We start from the raw sequence: 18356 nt of genomic DNA, 5'->3' as shown, positions 1-18356 counted from the left end.
CGGCGGTGGACGAGACGGCGAAGGACCTGCTGCGCACGGTCATCGAGGGCCCTCCCGTCGATCTCGCCTCCCTCGGGCGGGAACGCCTCTGCGCGGCCGCCGAGGAGGCGGCGGACGGCCCCAAGGGCGCGCGGGTGTTCGCGTGGCTCTGGACCCACCCCCAGGCCGAGCAGGGGCGCGAGGCGGCCATGCGCGTACTGGAAGCGACGGCCGATCCGGGACTGATGGCGGAGGTCGTGGGCTGGCTCGGTCGTCAGCAGCTATCCCGGGACGACGGGCGATTGCTCTGGACGACGTTCGTCCGGAGGTCCGAGGATCGCGGGGCGCACTACGGCGTGCGCGCCCATGCCCTGCACGGGGCGATGCTTACGGCTCAGGACGCGCGCGGTCTGCTGCGTCGGCTGCAGGGGGTGCTGATCGAGCTCGACCGTGACGGGGACGCGCGCTTCCTGCGGCATGCGGCCAGGATCGCCGGAGCCGTGCTGGCCCACGAGCCGGACGACGGCCTGCGCGACCTGCTGCGCGACCTCGCGGCCATCGACGGCTGCGCGGACGAGGCCGCCATGGAGCTCGGCCTGGACGCGCTGCGCGCCGGCCTCGTCGCGACCGGGACGGAGGCGGCGGTGGCGGCGTTCCGAGAGGCCCGCCGCTGGTTCCACGCGAGCGTCCGCACGAGCGAGGCGCGAATCGATGCGGAACTCTACGGCCTGTGCCTCGATGTCGTCGTCGGGTTCGCGGAAGGGGGCGGCCCGGGGATCGCAGAACTCCTAGAGGGGGTGCGGGTCGCGGCCTTCGGCTACGCGGCGCTCATCCCGCAACCCGACCGCGACGACGCGAGCCGGTCATGGCTCGGCTTGACGCAGGTGGAGCGCACGCACTGGTCGCTGCTCGCGATGCGACTGGGCGCCCTCGACGCGAGCCTCGCGTCGCAGCCCTGGCTGAACGCGGCGGCGGTGATCGAGGACGAGCTCCTCCAGGTCTACGCCGCGTCGCGAAGCATCTTCAAGCGCTCGGCCGGTGGAGGCCTGGATACATTCCTGCGGCCCCGCGTCGTCGGTGCCTTGCAAAGGGAGAGGATCGCCCTCGACTTCCTCGACCGCTGGATCCTGGAGAACGCGGGCTCGCCATGGATCGCCGACGCCGCTCAGCTCAGGGCCGAGGTCGCGGCGGCGCGCGAGCGGGCCGCGGTCCGCCGCCCTCATGACGCGGCGTCCGGGAGCCCGACGGTCGCCGCGCTGCTCGAACGGGCCGGCGTGCCGGAGCCCGTCCGCTCGGGCGCCCTGGCGCGGATACAGGCGAACGTCCTCGCGCTCACCGACGAGACGGTATCCCGGGTCGTGGCCGATCGTTTCGAGGAGGTCGCCGCCGGCATGGCTCGGAATGGGCATTACGCGCGCCACCGGGACGCGGCCGACTTCTTCGACATCGTCCTCTGGTACACCACGCTCTTCGCGGTCTCGCGCCACGACCTATCGGCGAGCTCCCTTCCCCGCATCGGGTACCTATTCGACCGGGGGGTGACGCCTCCCCTGGAGCGGACCCTTCAGCACGACTTCCACGACTTCCTGATGGGATCGCCGCTCGCCGCCGTGTGCCAGGCGGAGGCGCGCGACCTCGGCGGGGGACGCGTCGACATCCTGTTCACCAGGGGCTGGGTCAAGACGGTCGCGGAACTCAAGCGAACCTTAGCGGACCGACCGTCGGACGGCCTGCTCGACGAGTTCGGCCTGCAGGCGGCCTCCTACTCGGGCACCAACGTCGCCTTCGGCGTCCTGATGGTGCTCGACCTCTTCGACCGCGGCGGCGGCCAGCCGCCCGTCGCGCAGCAGGTGTCGCTCCACCATCGCATGCCGGATTGGTCCCGGGCGGAGCACGCCGTGGCGCTCTTCCGCATCCAGGGCCGCCGGTTGCCGCCTTCGCGGCAATGACGGGTGCGGGCTCCGTGCAGGGGCCGTGCATCGGGACCGTCCCGGATGCCGGCTCGGGCGTTACGTCCACGCAAGCCGCTGCGTGGCGCGGCCTACCTTGCGACTTGCGCCCCCCCTGCCGACCGGCCGGCGAGCCGAAACGCCGAGCCGGGCCGGTGGATGTCCCGCAGCTCGGACGCAAACCGCCCGACGGCCGCCCGCTTCGTCGGTTGCCGATTCACTGGGCTCGCCGGACGGGCTTCACGCCGCCATATTCCTGCAGCTCTCGGCACAGGTCCTGCAGCGGTCGACGCAGTCCTGCATGTCCCCGACCCGTTCGCAGCTCGTCGCGCACGCCTCGCAGACCTCGGCACAGGCCCGGCAGACGTGCCTGTGCTCAGCGACGCCGACCAGCATGACGTGGGCCGATGTCCGGCAGACCTCGGCACAGGCCATCATCAGCCGGAAATGCTCCGGCTCGACGTGCTTGCCGCCGGCCACCAAGCAGTGGTTCGCGGCCATGCCGAGACAGGTCTGGTAGCATCGCAGGCACTCGTCGATGCAAGACTGCATGTCCTGGCTGGTCTGATGCATCATGTTACTCCTGTCGCTTGGGGGTTGGTCGAAGCCTCACTATAAGGGGAACGTCCCGGCGGCCACGCGGAGGCCACGGAAGGTTCCGTGGGGCAATCTACCCGCCAGGGGTATAGTTCCGGGCTTGGGCGGTCATCGCCGCGGCCCCCCAGAGGTGCACGACAGAATGGCAGGCTCCGACGCGGAACACGGGGGCATCCCGGTCGATCACGCATCCCAGCTCCCGAGGCTTCGCCGGATCGAAGGTCAGGTGCGCGGTCTCCAGCAGATGATCGAGACCGGGCGCTACTGCGTCGATGTCGCCCACCAGATCGATGCCGTCATCGCGGCGCTGCGCCGCGTCCAGTCCGACATGATCCGGGACCATATGCACGCCGTGATCACCGCGTCGCTGACCGGAGACCTGCCCGAGGCGGAACGCCAGCGGCTGGCCGACGAGATCGGAAGCCTCATCGCGCGCGTCGTCTGACGGGGCCGCCGCGCCAGGGCCGCGGCTATCCCTGCCTGTCGCCGTTCCGCAACACCGACGACCAATCACGCGCGGTGCGTGACCAAGCGCCCGATACCCCTTTGACCGCCGCGAATTCCGCAGGGTACCCATAAGGGGTATCCAGGAGGCGGACATGGTCGATTTCTCGCGAAGGTCTTTCCTGGCAGGCGCGGCGACGCTGGTAGGCGGAACGGCGAGGGCGCTGCCGTTCGAGCAGAGGAACGAGGTCAGTTTCCTGAAGGGGCCCTACAACCTCGCCTTCTACTACCGGCTCAACAAGGCCTACCGCATCGGCGCCGGGATGCACTTCTTCCACTCGAAGCAGCATGACCTACTGCAGCTCACCCGCTTCGAGGACCACGCCGCGGTCGACGCCCGCTTCGACAAGGAGGCGCAGGAATGGCTGCGCGATCCGCCGGCCATCGAGCCTGAGATGCCGTATTACTCGTCCTACGTCGACCGGGCGATGCACACGCTGTTCCGGACCATCGACTGGACGCACATGCATCACGAGCAGACCTACGACGTGATGGCGTTCCGCGAGATCCCGTGGTCAGAGAAGAAGGCCTGGACCGACCGGGCGGTCAAATACTACCTCACCATGCAGACGCCGGGCGTGCCCCGCAGCGTCGCGCCGCTTGAGGTGACGATGCGGCGTGCGGGCATCATGATGAAGCCCTACTTCAACTACTTCCGGAACTTCTATCCGCTCGACCAGAGCCTGTTCTACGTCGCCCACTGGTGGCACCCGGCCGCCTACGAGACGCAGATGATCTCGGGCAACCGCGACCAGGAGGTCGCCATGTCCGAGACCATCGACCTGATGTACCGGGAGGTCATGCCGAACCGGCCGGGCCGGATGCTGCTCTCGCGCGAGATGATGCCGCGCTACTCCCGGATGAGTCCCGAGAGCGCGAACATCTTCGACAACCTGCACATGCTCCACGGCATCGCCTACTCGATCCTCGCCTATCCCGACTGGTCGGTCGAGGAAAAGCGGGCCGAGATGTACCGGGTCATCGAGGCCATGGGCTACCAGCCCGGCGACGAGGCCTACACCCGCCGCTTCCGCGAGCCTCACCCGGACTTCGATCCCCGGACCTACCCGGCCTGGGTGCGGTCCCCGATGGGGGCGATGGGCACGATCATGATGGAGATGCTCATGGAGATGCTGCCCATGATGTACCCCGGCGGTCTCTCGAAGGCGGCCCACGCCGGCATCATGCAGCAGTTGATGAAGAACGGCCGGCTCGGGATCGAACCCGGGGAGATTCCCGGTTCGCTCAACGACGCATTCATGCGGGTCGCCCCCGGCATGCGGATGATGCCAGGGGCGGTTGAACCCGGCGAGACCCCGACCATGATGGTCGAGCACATGCTCTCCGCCTGGAAGGCCAAGGCCGCGCGTATCCCGGACCTGGCGCCCATCGACATGACCGTCGAGCCGAGCCTCGGCCCGGCCCGCGTCGCCGTCCGCTGAGGGGACCCGCCATGTCAAAGCACGCTCTCCCCGCTCTCGCGGCCCTCCTCGCCCTGTCGGCCATCCCCGCTCGGGCTGCCGACCACTCCAACCTGGAGGAGGGGCTCCCCATCACCATCGAGGACGCCTATCCGATCAAGGAGAACGGCCTCGAAGTTCAGTCCTACTTCCAGTACGACCGCGTGCGTCGCGACCCGCGGGGCGCCGGCAGCCTGATGGCGGTGCCCCGTCTCGAATGGGGAGCCTTCAAGAACTTCCAGCTTTCGGTCGAGGCGCCCTACCGGGTCGGCACGGCGAGCGACACAGACCAGGGCGAGTTCCGGGCGCAGGGCTTCTACAACTTCAACCAGGAAGGGCTGCTCCTGCCGGCGATGGCGTTGGCCCTCGGGGTGAACACCCCCTACGGGATGCGCGCCGGCGGCACCGAGACCGAGCTGAAGTTCCTGGCCACGAAAAGCGTCGGCACGCCGGACCCCGAGGGATTGTCGCCGTACTCTTACGTCCCGCGGCAGGTCCACTTCAACGCCTCGTGGTTCCACAATTACGACCCCACCACCGGCCGCGAGGCCGAGCGGCGCGACCGCTACCGGGTCGGCGTCGCCTACAGCCAACCGGTATCGAACAGCGTGGTTCTGGTCGCCGACATCTACCGCGAGACCGACCGCGAGCGGGGCCGGGCGGTGAACCTGGCGGAGATCGGCGCGCGCTACATCGTGACCCCGCAGACCGTGCTGGTCGGGGCCGTCGGCGTCGGTTTCGGCGGAGATCGACGGCAGGACTTCCGGGTCACCGCGGGTCTCCAACACTCGTTGAGCTTCCCGTACTCCTTCGATCCGCCGCGGTAGCCGGGTGCCGTCGCCACGCTAGGGAAGCCGTGTCGAATTGGAGGGAACCTTACCCCTAGGGGGTATGTTTCGCCTCAATTCCCCGCAAGGCAGCGCATGTTCCCGACCTGGCTTCACACGCTTTCCATCCTCGCGCTCCTGCTTGGGGCAGCCTGCTCGCTCATCGTCTCCATCGACGTGATCAGGCGTCCCCAGCACATGGCGGTGATGAACGTCGTCTGGCCGGTCTGCGCGTTGTTCGGAACGCTCGGCGTGACCTGGGCCTACTTTCGCTATGGTCGCCTCGCCACGATGGAGTCGGTGCACCATGCCAAGGCACGGGGCGAGGACATGCCGAGCAAGGTGCAGACCCCATACCCCGTGATGGTCGGCACGGGAGCGCTCCATTGCGGCAGCGGCTGCATGCTGGGTGACGTCGCCGCCGAGGGGCTTGCCTTCCTGGTCCCGGCCGTGGCCGTCTGGTTCGGCTGGCACTCGCTCTTCGACGAGAAGATCTATGCGGTCTGGGTGCTCGATTTCATATTCGCCTACGCCCTCGGGATCGTGTTCCAGTATTACGCCATCGCGCCGATGCGCGGTCTATCGCCGGGGGCCGGACTGGTCGCGGCGATCAAGGCCGACACGCTTTCCCTCATCGCTTGGCAGGTCGGCATGTATGGGTTCATGGCGTGGGCGCAGTTCGACCTATTGCCCAACCTGGGCGGTCGACAAGCACCGGTGAACTCGACCGAGTTCTGGTTCATGATGCAGATCGCCATGATAGCCGGCTTCGTCACGAGCTACCCGGTGAACTGGTGGCTCATCAATGCCGGCATCAAGGAGCGGATGTAGCCGGGATGAACCGCTCCGGGTTTCTTGCAGGCTTCAGGGCGTGGGATGGGTCGTCCCGAAGCGCAGCCCACCCTATGCGCCTGTGGTCCGTGCCCGTCGCTTGCGCATCGGCGCCTTCAGCAAGGAGTTGTGACCGACCTGTCCGGTCGGCACCTTCTGGGCGGTCTCCAGGCTGGCGATGATGGGGCAGTCGGGTCGTTCGTCTCCGTCGCAGGCGAGGCTGAGGCCACGCAGGACGGTCGCCATCTCCTGAAGGTGGCGGGCCTTTTCTTCGAGTTCGTTGATGTGGGTCAAGGCCAAAGCCTTCACCTCGGCGCTAGTGCGGCTGGGGTCACCCCACAGCCCCAAGAGCACCCGGATGCGTTCGAGGGAAAAGCCCAAGTCCCGCGACCGGCGGACGAAGCCGAGCCGGTGGACGTCCTCCGGGCCGTAATCACGGTAGCCGCTGTCCTGACGGTCGACCCGAGGCACGAGGCCGATGCTCTCGTAGTGCCGGATCATCTTGGCCGAGACGCCCGACGCCTCCGCTGCCTGCCCGATGTTCATGACGATCCCCGTGTTGACCTTCCCATAGTGGGAAGCCCCACACCGATAGGCAACACCGACGGACGGAAACAGGAAAATGGCTCACGGCACCGCACCGAAAGTCCCCGCGAACGACCATGCCGGGCACGGCCACGCGCATGGCCATCACGCCGAGCCGGCATCCGGCATTGGGACGGTCAAGGATCCTGTCTGCGGCATGGCGGTCGACCCGCATACGGCCAAACACCGTGCGGAGCATAGCGGTCGCCCGTACTACTTCTGCTCGAACGGCTGCCGAACCAAGTTCGAGGCGGAGCCTGCCCGCTACATCGATCCGGCGAGTGCGGCGACGAAGGCCAAGCCGGTCCCCGAGGGCACCACCTACACCTGCCCAATGCACCCGCAGATCCGACAGGTCGGCCCGGGATCCTGTCCGATCTGCGGCATGGCCCTTGAACCGGAGACGGTGAGTCTGGACGACGGCCCCAACGAGGAACTCGTCGACATGAGCCGACGGTTCTGGGCCGGGCTGGTCCTGACGCTGCCGGTGTTCGTCCTGGAGATGGGCGGGCACCTCACCGGCCTGACCGAGAGGATCGGCCAGCAGAACTCCAACTGGATCCAGTTCGCCCTGGCCACCCCCGTGGTGCTCTGGGCCGGGTGGCCGTTCTTCGTGCGTGGCTACCAATCGGTGGTCCTGCGGTCGCTCAACATGTTCACGCTGGTCGCGCTCGGCACCGGTGTGGCCTGGGCCTACTCCGTGGTGGCCACCCTGGCGCCGAGCCTGTTCCCGGAAGCCCTGCGCGGCCATGGCGGGGCCGTGCCCGCTTACTTCGAGGCGGCCGCCGTCATCACTGTGCTTGTCCTCCTCGGGCAGGTGCTGGAACTCCGGGCTCGCGAGAGCACAGGCGGCGCGTTGCGGGCGCTCCTCGACCTAACGCCGAAGGCCGCGCGCCGGCTCAAGGCCAACGGGACCGACGAGGAGGTCCGGCTTGAGGACATCGTTGTGGGAGACCGCCTGCGCGTGCGTCCCGGCGAGAAGGTGCCGGTCGACGGGGCCGTTGTCGAGGGCCGGAGTTCGGTCGATGAGTCCCTGATAACGGGGGAGTCGATGCCGGTGACCAAGGAGGCCGGCGCGACCGTCGTCGGCGGCAGCATCAACCAGTCCGGGGCGCTCGTGATCGAGGCCCGCAAGGTCGGGCGGGACACCATGCTCGCCCGCATCGTCCAGATGGTGGCCGAGGCCCAGCGCAGCCGGGCCCCGATCCAGCGCCTCGCCGACCAAGTCGCGGGCTGGTTCGTCCCCGTCGTCATCGGGGTCGCGGTCCTCGCCTTCGTGGCCTGGATGGTTTTGGGGCCGGAGCCCCGGTTCACCTACGCGCTCGTGGCGGCGGTCGCAGTCCTCATCATCGCCTGTCCCTGCGCCCTGGGGCTGGCCACGCCGATGTCGATCATGGTCGGCGTCGGTCGCGGTGCCGGGGTCGGTGTCCTGATCAAGAGCGCCGAGGCCCTGGAGCGCATGGAGAGGGTCACGACCCTCGTCGTGGACAAGACCGGCACCCTCACCGAGGGCAAACCGACGGTGACTCGGATCGTCCCGGCAGACGGCTTTTCGGAGGAGGAGATCTTGGGGCTGTCGGCCGGCGTCGAACGGTCGAGCGAGCATCCGCTGGCGGTCGCCATCGTAGCGGCGGCGGAAAAACGGAAAATCACGATTCCTGCGGTGTCGGAGTTCAACTCCCCCACCGGCAAGGGCGCCCTCGGGACCGTCGAGGGACGCCGCATCCTGCTCGGCAACGCAAACTTCCTCGCCGGGGAGAAGGTCGAGACGGCGGATCTCGATGCCGTGGCGGACGAGCTGCGCCGGGACGGGGCCACGGCGATCTTCGCCGCCATCGACGGGCGGGTGGCCGGCGTCATCGCCATCGCGGACCCGGTGAAGGCGACCACCGCCGAGGCCCTGGCCGGCCTCAAGGCGGAGGGCATCCGCGTGGTCATGCTGACCGGCGACAACCGCACCACCGCCGAGGCCGTCGCCCGGCAGCTCGGGATCGACGAGGTCGAGGCCGACGTGCTGCCCGACCGGAAGGCGGCGGTGGTCGAGCGCCACAAGTCGGCGGGTCAGGTCGTCGCCATGGCCGGTGACGGGGTCAACGACGCGCCCGCCCTGGCCTCGGCGGATGTCGGCATCGCCATGGGGACCGGTACGGACGTCGCCATCGAGAGCGCCGGGATCACGCTTCTAAAAGGGGACCTGACGGGGATCGTGCGGGCCCGTCGGCTTTCGCGCGCCGTGTTGGGCAACATCCGGCAGAACCTGTTCTTCGCCTTCGCTTACAACGCCGCCGGCATCCCGATTGCCGCCGGGGTGCTCTACCCGACCTTCGGCCTGCTGCTATCGCCCATCATCGCCGCGGCGGCGATGTCGCTGTCTTCCGTCAGCGTGATTGGGAATGCGCTGCGACTGCGTGCTGTGCGCCTTTAGGGAACGCCGTTTCCAGGGTTGCGCCTGGATCGTCGAGGCGGAACGGTTTCACCGCGTTCCGCCTCGACCTGCCGTTCGGCTTCGGGGCGTCGGGACCCGGATCGGACGAACGCTACGCCCTATCTTAACGCCGGCCTGATGGGCTTCCTGCACGAGACGCCCTACGCCAGGAGTTACTCGCGCAAGGACTACGAAAGCCCGGTCGGCGTTTTCGATACGGCCCGGAGCCGCGTGCTACGCTACCTGCACAACAACGGATTCGCGACGATCTTCGACCGTGAGGGATTCTGAGAGCGAAATGACCAGGCACCAGCAGCTTTCGCAGGCCTTCGCTGCCTCCAGCCCCAGCTCCAGGCGGGGACAAGGCATAGACGACGGCAGGCGCGGGACGCCGCGCCTTTCGAGCGACCGCGACTACGTGGTCGGCTATGAGCTCGGAAGCCGGCTTACCCCATCGCCCGCCCCTGGGATGCCGGCGCGCGCTCCCGAACCGACGGGAAGGCGTTGACCGGATCGCCGCTGGTTCAGCTCTACTGCAAGAAGCTGGCACCCTCGAACCTGGACGGCTTCCTGCATGCCGAGCCGGACCATGTCGGTTGGAAGGTCAACCTCGCCAAGGCTTCGCACGATGACCTCTCGCGCGCAGCCGAGGCCGGCGCCGCCATGACCAGGAGGCTGTCGAGCCTCGGCATAATTTCAGTGTTCCTGTTGCATCCCAGCACGGACGCGGCGCGCATGATGGCCTTGCTCGACGCCCTGCGCCCGGACATCTTCATGGCGAGCGCGGAACGCGACGTCGGCACGCTGATGGCGGTCAAGGCGTCCGGACTGGTCGGAGGGGTCATGGTCCCCGTCGGCATACCGGTCGCGCGGAATTCGCTCACGACATACGACCCCGTCGAGGAAGCGAGGCGCTACGCAGCCGTAGCCGATTGGTTCACGACAGACACCATCACCGAGGCGGACACACCCGACAGGTTCGGGTGCTCGGGCCGAACGAGCGACTGGCCCGCTCTTCGAGCCGTCGTCGATGCCGTTTCGAAGCCGGTCGTGGCAGCAGGGGGATTCACCCCTGGCAACGTTGCCGACCTTTGGCGGACATGTCGGCCCGCCGGCTTCGACGCGCACACCTCCGTGTGCACGGATGGCCTGCCCGACAGGGCCAAATCATGCGCTTTCGCCACCGCCGTCCGCGCGCTGTCGTGAGCCTCTCAATTCCGATGTCCGATTTCGTCCAGGTGCAAGGCGGGCGCTGCGCAAACTCACGACGCACCGTCACTGCCGGCATTGGAAAGGCGATGAAGAATGCGTTCTAGCGTCACGGGCTGCCAGTCCCAGCAATCGACGCCGACGTCGGTGCTGGCCGCCGTCCCAGGCAGGCTGCCGTGCGAGTGGCCGTAGAGATGGATGTCGCCTCGATGGAGGTGGGGCCAGGTCCGGTGGGCGTAATGGCTGAGCCAGATCCCCTGCGTCCCGCCTTCGGGAAGCGGGACCTGGACCCTGGCGACGTCGACGACGTCAGCGTCCCATGGGAGCCGGGCCCCGAGCTTCTCGTGGTTGCCACGGACCAGGAACTTGCGGCCCTTGAGGCGGGCGAAGATCCGCGCGGCGTGCGCCTCGTTGCACCGATACGCGAAGTCGCCGAGGTGCCAGACCGTGTCCTCGGCCCCGACGACGGCGTTCCAGGAGGCGACGAGGGTCTCGTCGTGCTCCTCGATTGAGGCGAACGGGCGTGGCGCATGCATTCGCGGGGAAAGGATGCCGGCGTGCCCGAAATGGCTGTCCGCGGTGAAGTGGATCCGGGGCATCTTGCACCTTTCGCGAGAGCGGAGGCGGGCGCGGGGCGCGATCCTCCTGGTCAGGTCCGGGAATCGGGCGTGCGCGACCGCACCGTCACGAAGGGACCCGACGGCGGAGGCGGACGGTGTGGCCGTGGTCGAAACAGGGTCCCCGGGGGAACCAAGCCTCGGGTTGGATCTTCCAACGGCCGCCATCCGTACGAGCGAAGGCCGGCCAGGGCGCCTAAGCGACGGCCGCCTCGGTCCTGCACCGGGCGACCGGCACCGTCGACGGCATCGGGCGTCCAGAGCGCCGCCAGAGATCGAGGAACTCGCCGAAGTGCCGACGCTCGGCGCGTCCGGCTTCGAGGCAGGCCGCGAGGCTGTCCATCGACGCGTTGTGGCCAGCGGCGTCCGTCTTGCCGGTCAGCAGCGCCCAGCGGACGTAAAGGGCGAAAAGATTGACGACGTCGATTTCACAGTACGCGCGGACGGCGCCCAACTCGCCGCGCTGGACCATCGCGGCCACCTCCGAGCCGTGTCCGCCGAGCTTGCCGGGCAGGCCCATGGCGACCGCGACGTCCTGCATGCCGAGCTTCGTCGCGGCGCCATGGTCCGAGATCTGCTCCATCAGGTCGCAGTGCCAGTCGGCGGCGTACCGGTAGACGTAGCCGTTCCAGCGGTCGCCCGCGGTGAACCAAGCGTCGGCGGCGATGCCGTACATCATCGCGCGCAGGCGCAGGACCGGCAGATCGAAACTGCGCCCGTTCCAGCTCACGACCCTCGGACGCAGGGACGCGAAGTACGCCCAGAAGGCCTGGAGAAGGCGGCGTTCGTCCCAGCCTGCCTCGCCGCCGCTGCGGCAGCAGCGGACCTCGTAGCGTTCCCCGCCGGCCGAACCCGGCAGGATCGACGCCTCGACGAAGGATACCGCGACGACCTTGTGCCAGATCGCCTTCGGGACGAACTTCTCGGGCGGCCAGTCCGCGGGGATGAGATCGGGATCCGGGATCGTCTCGACGTCGAGGCAGAGCATGGTCTCATGGCGCATCGAATCACCGTGCTTCAGCGTGAGGGAACGTGGTCAAGGGGGCGGCCCCGGCGTCAGACCTCGACGACGAGGGTTGGATCGAAGGCTTTGCCGCGATCGTCGCGTGGCCGCGGATTGGCGACGACGCGGGTCTTCCCGAGGCGGAAGTCGACGGCGGCGGGGACACAGCCATGGACCCAGAGGGCCGGTGCGCCCCAGGCGTCCATGACGTCCTCCAGGTCGGTGGCGTAGGAAGCCGCCAGCCAGGGATCGCCGTACCACCCCTCCCAATCGGGAGGCAGCGAGAACGGGGACGGGGCGTGGTGCGTCATGACTACCACGCGGTCGCCGGGTCCGACCCCGCTCACCAGGGCCGTGGGCGACGTGCCGAAGCCGAGGCGCTGGCACACGGCGTTGCCGAGCGCATCCTCGATGAAGGCGCGGGATCGGGCATGAGCGCCGGCCGCGTCGTGCGGTCCCCAGGGCCGGCCGTCCTCGGCCAGGAGGCCGCAGGCGCCGGTCCAGCCATGGCGCGCGTATCCGCGCGCCGCCTGGGCATGGACCGCGCCGTTCAACGACCAATCCGTCCACAAGGTGGCCCCGATCACGTGGACCGCGGCACCCCGTCCGTCGGGCAACCGGATCGCCTCGTCCGCGAGGACCACGATGCCGAGGCCGCTTCCCTTTTCCCGGGCGCGCCGCAGGGTCTCCGAAGGGGGAAGCTCGCTCCGATAGTCGCGGGTCCCCGGGACCAGGATTACGGGGCGGCCCCTCAGCCGGTCGTGGAGCGCCGCGGCGAGCCATTCGAGCGATGCGGCGAGGTCGTCGGCGACGTTGCCGGCGACCAGCATCGCGTCGAAGCGCGGGAGCGGGTCCGGAAGGACGAAGCCGTCGTCGTCCCGGCCGACCGCGAGGTCCGAGAGGATCCATAGCCGCATGCCCCCGGCCGCACCGACCGAGGCAGGGAAGCGGGCGTTCGCGACCGACGTGGGGTCGGGGCGACGTCGACTCTTCCAGGCCGGCGGCCCTTCCCGGAAGACCCGGGGCAGGACATGGTCATCGCTCTCGCGTCGCTGCGGCATGCGTCCCCTCGAAACGGTTTCGGTTACGGACATCGGGCTCGGCCTTCGGCCAAGGGAGCGGGCTCAGTGATGGAGGCGGGCGCGGTCCCTGACCCGCAGGACGCCGTCCAGCATCCGGCGCAGGCGGCGCACGGAGCCGCCCCGCCACGACCGGCGAAGGGCCATGGTCTCGACGGCATCCAGCGGCGGGAACCACCGGGGATCCAGGCCGCGCTCGGCGGCGACCTGGTCGAGGAGCGCCGGCAGGAGGGCTTCGAGGTGACTGGCCCGCGGCATCGCGAAATCGACCACGCGCAGCCGGTCGAGAAGGGGCGCGGGCAGCGTCCAGTCCACGTTGGCGGTGGCGACGACCGACACCCACGATAGGTCGAGTTCGGCCTGGACGCACGGATCCGGGAACCGGACGGCCGTCTCGGGTTCGAGGAAGGAAATTATTCCGTCCCAAAGGCGTCCGTAGTCGCTGCGCGTCGGCGCCTTGTCGACCTCGTCGACGAGCACGAACGGGTTCGCCTGGAGGAACCGGTTCACCGCCATGAACGGCCGGCACGGCTCCGACGAGTACCACCGCCGCTCCGTTCCTCCGAAGCTCGCCCCACCGTCGTTCGAGCCGTCGACCCGTAGGATGCCGATCCCGAGCGTCTCGCCCAGCCTCCTGGCGAACCGCGACTTCCCGCTCCCGGGCGGACCGAGGATCAGCAGGGGGGCGAGGCGGACGTAGGTCCGGCCGACGAGGTCGCGCAGGATGAAATCGATGGCATCGCCGGCCTGGGGGAATTCGGCCAGGAGCGCCTTCCTCACGACGGCGAGGTTGGGGGTCCGGACCAGCGGCAGCGGGCGTCCGATGGCCTTCTCGTAGCCCTTGGTGACGTCCTTGCCCTTTCCGCTGCCGGTGGTGCCGAGGGCGCGGCAGACCAGGACGTGGCCGTCGGGCACGCCGACGTCCTCGTCGGGCTCCGCTTCCTTGCCCTTGAGGGCATCGAGCCGGCTCGACCTGACGGTCGCCTCGCGATCCAGGCGCTTGCGCTCGGCGGCGCGCGCGCGACGCTCGACGGGCTGGAGCGCGTCCTCGCCGAACCGCAGCGCGACGCCCCCGATGCGCTCGTTCCCGTGATGGCGGGGCGCCTCGCCGACGGCGATGGCGGAAAGGCCGAGCGCCAGCGCGTTGACCTGGACGCGAACCTCTACCATGGCCGCGTCCACCGCCTCGTGCCAGGCCCGACGGAGCGCATCCGCCGCTTCCCCGTCCGAGGCGGCGGGCAGGCGACCGGCATCGGCCTGCACGAAGTCGTCGTCGTCGTCGTCGAACGCGGCGGCGAGATCCATGACGCGCAGGATCGCGGCGGTCTCGTCGACGCGCTCCAGGTCGCGCCATGCCGCCGCCGCGAGACGGGTGGCGACGGTCCGGTTCGTCGGGGGCGTGGACAGGATCAGGACCGCATCGGCGATCTCGCGCGCGGCCATGCAGTCGTTCCCGGCCGAGAAACGGTCGAGGAGCGCGACGACCTCGGCGCTCACGTCCGGCTGGCGGCCCCCGGGGGCCGGCGCGAGGGACCGGCGACGCGTCCGACGGAGGAAGCGGCCGAGGATCGCCCGGGGACCCCGGGGTGCACCGGCTTCCTCGTCGTCCGGGGCCGGATGGTCCGGCCAATTCTGGATCGGACCCTGCTCGGCCCAATGGGCCAAGGCTCCGCCGAGGCCGGCATCGAGCGCGCCGGCGTCCAGCGCCAGCGCGACCGGGACGCGGCCGAAGATCCCGTCCTCGTCCAACCCGGCCCGCAGGAGGCGCGGCAGGTGACGCAGGACGATGCGGCGGGCGAGTTTCGGCGGAACGGTGGGTGCGCTCAAGGGCAGGTGCCTCCAATCGTCTCTCGGATGTTCGCGGTCGCGTCGGGCGTGCCCGGCCGCTCGGCCTTCAGGGATCGGCGCGGCTCCCCAGCCGCACCCAGCCTTCCTCGGTCAGTGCCCATGCCAGCCGCGGATCGAGCGCCCACATCCTGCCGGTGATGACGGCCCGACCGTCGACCGCGCCGAGGACGGCCGGCGAAGGCAGGGACGCCGCCTCCCACCCCTCCAGCCGGGGCGCCCATGCCAGCTCCCTCGCGATCGGCGAGGCGCCGGCCGCCACGCGTTCGAGGCGCGAGACCAGGATGCGCAGGGCGGCGATTCGCTCGGGGAGGTCGTCGGGCAGGTAGGCCGTCATCGCTTCGCCCCCGGCTTATCGGCCATGCTCCGGAGGGCGGGCCGCCTCAGGACCCGACCTCGATCACGAGATCGTCGCGAAAGCCCGGATTCTCGGAGGGGTAGCCGTGCGGGTTGCACACGATCCGGGTCGTGCCGACCGTGTGATCGCGGTTGGCATGGACGTGCCCGTGGACCCAGAGCGCCGGACGCCGCGCCTCGATCAGCTCGCGGAGGTCGGAGACGAAGGCCGGGTTCAACGGATCACCTTCGAAGGCCGGGTGGACGGACGCGGGAGCGGGACCGTGATGCGTGACCACGACGTGCGGCGAACCGTTCGCATCTCCATCGAGCGCGCCGTCGAGGAAACGCCGCGACGCCCGGTGAATCGAGAGCGCCTCCTCCGGACGGAAGCGACGCCACTCGGGATGCAACGTCGCGGTGATGCGGCGATGGTCGTTGAGGCCTCGGCGCGCCGCCTCCATCGCGACCGCGCGGCGGCCGACGCCGTCGAGGGCATAGTCGGTCCACAGGGTGGAACCGCAAAAGTGCACGCCATTGAGCTCGATGACCCCGTCTTCGAGGAAGTGGACGCCGGCGGCCGCGGCGGCCTCGCGTCCACGGGCGAGCTCGATGTCGTGGACCCGATTGTAGAACTCGTGGTTGCCCGCGGTCATCACGACCGGCATGTGCGGCCCGATGGTGCGCGCGGCCCACCCGATCGCCTCGGGAAGGCCTTGGCACACGTCCCCGGCGATCACGGCCACGTCCGCATCGGGGATGTCGGGAGGGCTCCAGGGCTTCCGCCCGATGTCGAGGTGCAGATCAGACAGGATCCAGATGCGCATGGTTCGATCCTCGTGCGGAAGTTCCCGTATCGGCGGCCGCGCGGTCGCGACGGGCGGATGGCTCAGGCGTGGGCTTCGCGATGGCGACCCGGGTCGTAGGGGTTCGGCCCGGGAACGCGGGGCGACCACGCCGTCCACTGCTCCGCGAGCACGGGGAGATGGGTGTCGTCCGGGCGGAGACGCGCGAGCTTCCGCAGCGCGCCGGCCAGGATCGCCGGGGCGGTTCGGTCACCCGCCAGGGCCCGCATCAGCAGGGCGCTGGCGACCGCGTCCGCACCGGCACCTGCCGGGCCACCCACGCGCAGGGCGGTGATGGAGACCCGCGCCATCGCTGCGGGGTCCCCACGCATCACGGCGTCCCAGTGCCGGCGCCCGAAGGGCGGTTCGATGCCGCCGAGGACCAGGCGCAGGGACCGCGCCGTGGCGGGGCCGAGGGCGCGGGGTGCGACGACCCGCCAGAGGCGCAACAGGGGCGTTGCAGCCGTGTGTCGCGCCGGGTCCCGGTCGGCGCGGGGTGGGTCGGTTCTCGACGGTGGACATGCACGGTCACGCCCAAGCCTTTCACGGCTCATGCTCGGTATCTCCGGAGGTGATGGGAAGGTTTGCGGCGTGGTGCCGGGCTACTGCAGGCCCGCGGGTCGCATCGCGACGGCGGGGGAGTCCAATTTGTACAGTCTAGAAAGGGTGCGCGCCCAGGTCCTGCCGTCGGTGGCGTAGACGTCGGACGTCAGCGCCGCCCGGCCCGACGGGATGGTCGGGTGATCGACGACATGACCGGCGATCACCCGGGTGCGGCCGACCTGGAACGACCATCCGCGCATGACCGGCGCGTCGTCGAGATCTTCCGGAGACGGACCTCCTTCCTCCAAGGTCTCCAGATCGTCGGCCAGATCCCGCAGCCGTTCGGAGAGCCGCCTTTGATCGGCGGAGACGAGGGTGCGTTCGCCGAGGCCGAGCGCCTCGACGAACGCGTCCTGGTCGAGCCGCGCCGCGTGTGGGTTCGAGGCGGCGACCTCGACCGCGGCGAGGAGCAGGACGCCTTGACGCACGGTCTTGGGCTGCGGGCACCCGTCCGCGAGCGCGTCGGCCTCGGACCGCGAGGGCGCAGCCAGCGTGACGGGCAGGAACGAGCAGCGCACGGACGGGTCGTGGGCCTTGCAGCCGAGGAGCGAACGCATCGACCGTTCGAAGCGCTTCGCATCCGGACCGCCGCCGGAACGGCCGCATCCGAGCAGCCAGAAGGGCTGCCGGAGCCCTTCGTAGTTGAGCCGGTCGATTGCGGAGGCGGCAAGCCGCTCTTCGAGCGCGCCCGGTCCGACGACGAGGATCGAGAGGTCCGCCAGCGCCGACAGGTCCGAATCGTTGACGAGGTGGAGCGGCAGGTCGAGGACGACGTCGCAGGCCTGCGGATCGCCATCGCCCAGCATGTCCCCGAGGTCGTCGGCCGAGAAACCGTGCGCCGAAGCGGTCCTCTCGACGAAGGTCAGGCCCTCTGGCATCGTCCGGGGGAGCCGCGCGACGCCGTCGTTCGGACCGGCGATCCGCAGGACAATGGCGGGTCGCCCGGAAATGGCGAGGGCGAAACCCGTGGTCAGGGCAGCGTGTGTCGCGGCCGCGCGACCGTCCAGTCCGTGAAAGGTGAAGAGCAATGGAGCGATCCCATTCCGCGAGGATGGAACGGAGCCTCGACGGCGCGGCGGACTTGGATCCGGCGACGACGGCAGGGCGGTTCCGATCAAGGAAATGGAATTATGCCACAGGTATAAAATTTTATCATCAGCATAGCAAGCCGCCGATGGAGCTTTCGGATCTCTTGGTTAACGAACTGGCGGCCGGCGCGGTGTTTCCGGGCGGGGCCTGCCAGGCGGCGCGAGAGATGCTCGGGCTGACGCAGCAAGACCTGGCGACATCGGCGCAGGTCAGTCGCAAGACCATCAACGACTTCGAGAACATGAAGACGGAACCGGGCGGTCGTATCCTTCGGGCGTTGCGCGAGACCTTGGAGGCGCAGGGAGCGCGCTTCTGCGTGCTCGGCGGGGCCGTCGGTGTCTACGTCGGCAGGCCATGCGCGGTGGACGGCACCTGATATCAACCCGGCCGGGTCGCGGGTCATCCATCCGGCCGCTCGAAGCTAGTGGTGGAAATCTGACGCTTGGTACCCATTCCTGACCGTCAGAGAAGGATGGGAAGCAGCTTGGCTGCTTTCAGTCGCAAGACGTTCATAAGCGGACCTAGGATGACCCGCAGTCTCCGGATGGACGGTCCAACCCATCGAATGGTCGA

19 protein-coding genes are annotated in these 18356 nt (G+C 69.3%); 9 read left to right on the top strand and 10 right to left on the bottom strand.

Translation table 11 applies throughout. From position 1 onward, the window contains the following. The first annotated feature begins 5 nt into the window (after positions 1-5). Entirely contained in the window at positions 6-1928 is a 1923-nt protein-coding gene (locus MKK82_RS26210; RefSeq protein ID WP_058191667.1) for a hypothetical protein, read from the top strand. A 240-nt stretch (positions 1929-2168) separates the two neighbouring features. Here MKK82_RS26210 and MKK82_RS26205 read toward each other — a convergent pair whose 3' ends face one another. Next, positions 2169-2501 carry a four-helix bundle copper-binding protein gene (locus MKK82_RS26205; protein ID WP_058191814.1) on the bottom strand — a complete coding sequence of 111 codons (333 nt, stop codon included), beginning with the start codon at positions 2499-2501 and terminating at the stop codon, positions 2169-2171. A 166-nt stretch (positions 2502-2667) separates the two neighbouring features. Here MKK82_RS26205 and MKK82_RS26200 point away from each other — a divergent pair, with 166 nt between their 5' ends. From MKK82_RS26200 to MKK82_RS26185, 4 genes are all read left to right on the top strand, one after another. After that, positions 2668-2970: a metal-sensitive transcriptional regulator gene (locus MKK82_RS26200; protein WP_058191666.1), complete on the top strand. Its 303-nt coding sequence runs from the start codon at positions 2668-2670 to the stop codon at positions 2968-2970. A 154-nt stretch (positions 2971-3124) separates the two neighbouring features. Beyond that, positions 3125-4471 (top strand): hypothetical protein, encoded by a 1347-nt coding sequence (locus MKK82_RS26195; RefSeq protein ID WP_058191665.1) that lies wholly within the window; start codon positions 3125-3127, stop codon positions 4469-4471. A gap of 11 nt (positions 4472-4482) precedes the next feature. Then, positions 4483-5316, top strand: coding sequence for a hypothetical protein (locus MKK82_RS26190; protein WP_058191664.1), 834 nt, complete (start codon positions 4483-4485; stop codon positions 5314-5316). A 96-nt stretch (positions 5317-5412) separates the two neighbouring features. Further along, entirely contained in the window at positions 5413-6147 is a 735-nt protein-coding gene (locus MKK82_RS26185) for a DUF4396 domain-containing protein (protein WP_058191663.1), read from the top strand. 72 nt (positions 6148-6219) lie between these two features. Here the strand turns inward: MKK82_RS26185 and cueR are convergent, their stop codons facing one another. Further along, complete coding sequence (gene cueR, locus MKK82_RS26180; RefSeq protein ID WP_082643195.1) at positions 6220-6693, bottom strand: Cu(I)-responsive transcriptional regulator; 474 nt, start codon at positions 6691-6693, stop codon at positions 6220-6222. 76 nt (positions 6694-6769) lie between these two features. Between cueR and MKK82_RS26175 the strand changes: the two genes are divergently transcribed. From MKK82_RS26175 to MKK82_RS26165, 3 genes are all read left to right on the top strand, one after another. Then, positions 6770-9157 (top strand): heavy metal translocating P-type ATPase, encoded by a 2388-nt coding sequence (locus MKK82_RS26175; protein WP_279603294.1) that lies wholly within the window; start codon positions 6770-6772, stop codon positions 9155-9157. 138 nt (positions 9158-9295) lie between these two features. Next, positions 9296-9448 carry a hypothetical protein gene (locus MKK82_RS26170; RefSeq protein ID WP_160329318.1) on the top strand — a complete coding sequence of 51 codons (153 nt, stop codon included), beginning with the start codon at positions 9296-9298 and terminating at the stop codon, positions 9446-9448. Between the two features lie 213 nt (positions 9449-9661). Further along, positions 9662-10363 (top strand): hypothetical protein, encoded by a 702-nt coding sequence (locus tag MKK82_RS26165; protein ID WP_058191661.1) that lies wholly within the window; start codon positions 9662-9664, stop codon positions 10361-10363. A gap of 56 nt (positions 10364-10419) precedes the next feature. Here MKK82_RS26165 and MKK82_RS26160 read toward each other — a convergent pair whose 3' ends face one another. The 8 genes from MKK82_RS26160 to MKK82_RS26125 all read right to left on the bottom strand — a co-directional run bounded on the left by MKK82_RS26160 (position 10420) and on the right by MKK82_RS26125 (position 17722). Further along, complete coding sequence (locus MKK82_RS26160) at positions 10420-10965, bottom strand: metallophosphoesterase (RefSeq protein WP_058191660.1); 546 nt, start codon at positions 10963-10965, stop codon at positions 10420-10422. 214 nt (positions 10966-11179) lie between these two features. After that, positions 11180-11986, bottom strand: coding sequence for a 3'-5' exonuclease (locus MKK82_RS26155; protein ID WP_058191659.1), 807 nt, complete (start codon positions 11984-11986; stop codon positions 11180-11182). 53 nt (positions 11987-12039) lie between these two features. Then, a complete protein-coding gene (locus MKK82_RS26150; protein ID WP_058191658.1) occupies positions 12040-13047 on the bottom strand; it encodes a hypothetical protein in 1008 nt (335 codons plus the stop codon). Between the two features lie 63 nt (positions 13048-13110). Continuing rightward, positions 13111-14892, bottom strand: a complete 1782-nt coding sequence (locus MKK82_RS26145; RefSeq protein ID WP_243987285.1) for an AAA family ATPase — start codon at positions 14890-14892, stop codon at positions 13111-13113. Between the two features lie 67 nt (positions 14893-14959). After that, the gene (locus tag MKK82_RS26140) at positions 14960-15247 is read right to left on the bottom strand and encodes a hypothetical protein (protein ID WP_058191657.1); all 288 of its coding nucleotides are present in this window, start codon (positions 15245-15247) and stop codon (positions 14960-14962) included. A 46-nt stretch (positions 15248-15293) separates the two neighbouring features. Further along, positions 15294-16073: a metallophosphoesterase gene (locus MKK82_RS26135; protein ID WP_058191656.1), complete on the bottom strand. Its 780-nt coding sequence runs from the start codon at positions 16071-16073 to the stop codon at positions 15294-15296. 62 nt (positions 16074-16135) lie between these two features. Further along, a complete protein-coding gene (locus MKK82_RS26130) occupies positions 16136-16540 on the bottom strand; it encodes a hypothetical protein (RefSeq protein WP_147724553.1) in 405 nt (134 codons plus the stop codon). 153 nt (positions 16541-16693) lie between these two features. Continuing rightward, the gene (locus MKK82_RS26125; protein WP_243987284.1) at positions 16694-17722 is read right to left on the bottom strand and encodes a DUF6634 family protein; all 1029 of its coding nucleotides are present in this window, start codon (positions 17720-17722) and stop codon (positions 16694-16696) included. A 23-nt stretch (positions 17723-17745) separates the two neighbouring features. Here MKK82_RS26125 and MKK82_RS26120 point away from each other — a divergent pair, with 23 nt between their 5' ends. Next, positions 17746-18159 carry a helix-turn-helix domain-containing protein gene (locus MKK82_RS26120; RefSeq protein ID WP_187275989.1) on the top strand — a complete coding sequence of 138 codons (414 nt, stop codon included), beginning with the start codon at positions 17746-17748 and terminating at the stop codon, positions 18157-18159. Positions 18160-18356 lie beyond the last annotated feature (197 nt).

Origin of the sequence: Methylobacterium sp. E-046, from assembly GCF_022829625.1 — a bacterium.
GTDB lineage: Bacteria > Pseudomonadota > Alphaproteobacteria > Rhizobiales > Beijerinckiaceae > Methylobacterium > Methylobacterium longum.
This window is presented reverse-complemented; position numbering and strand designations above follow the sequence as displayed.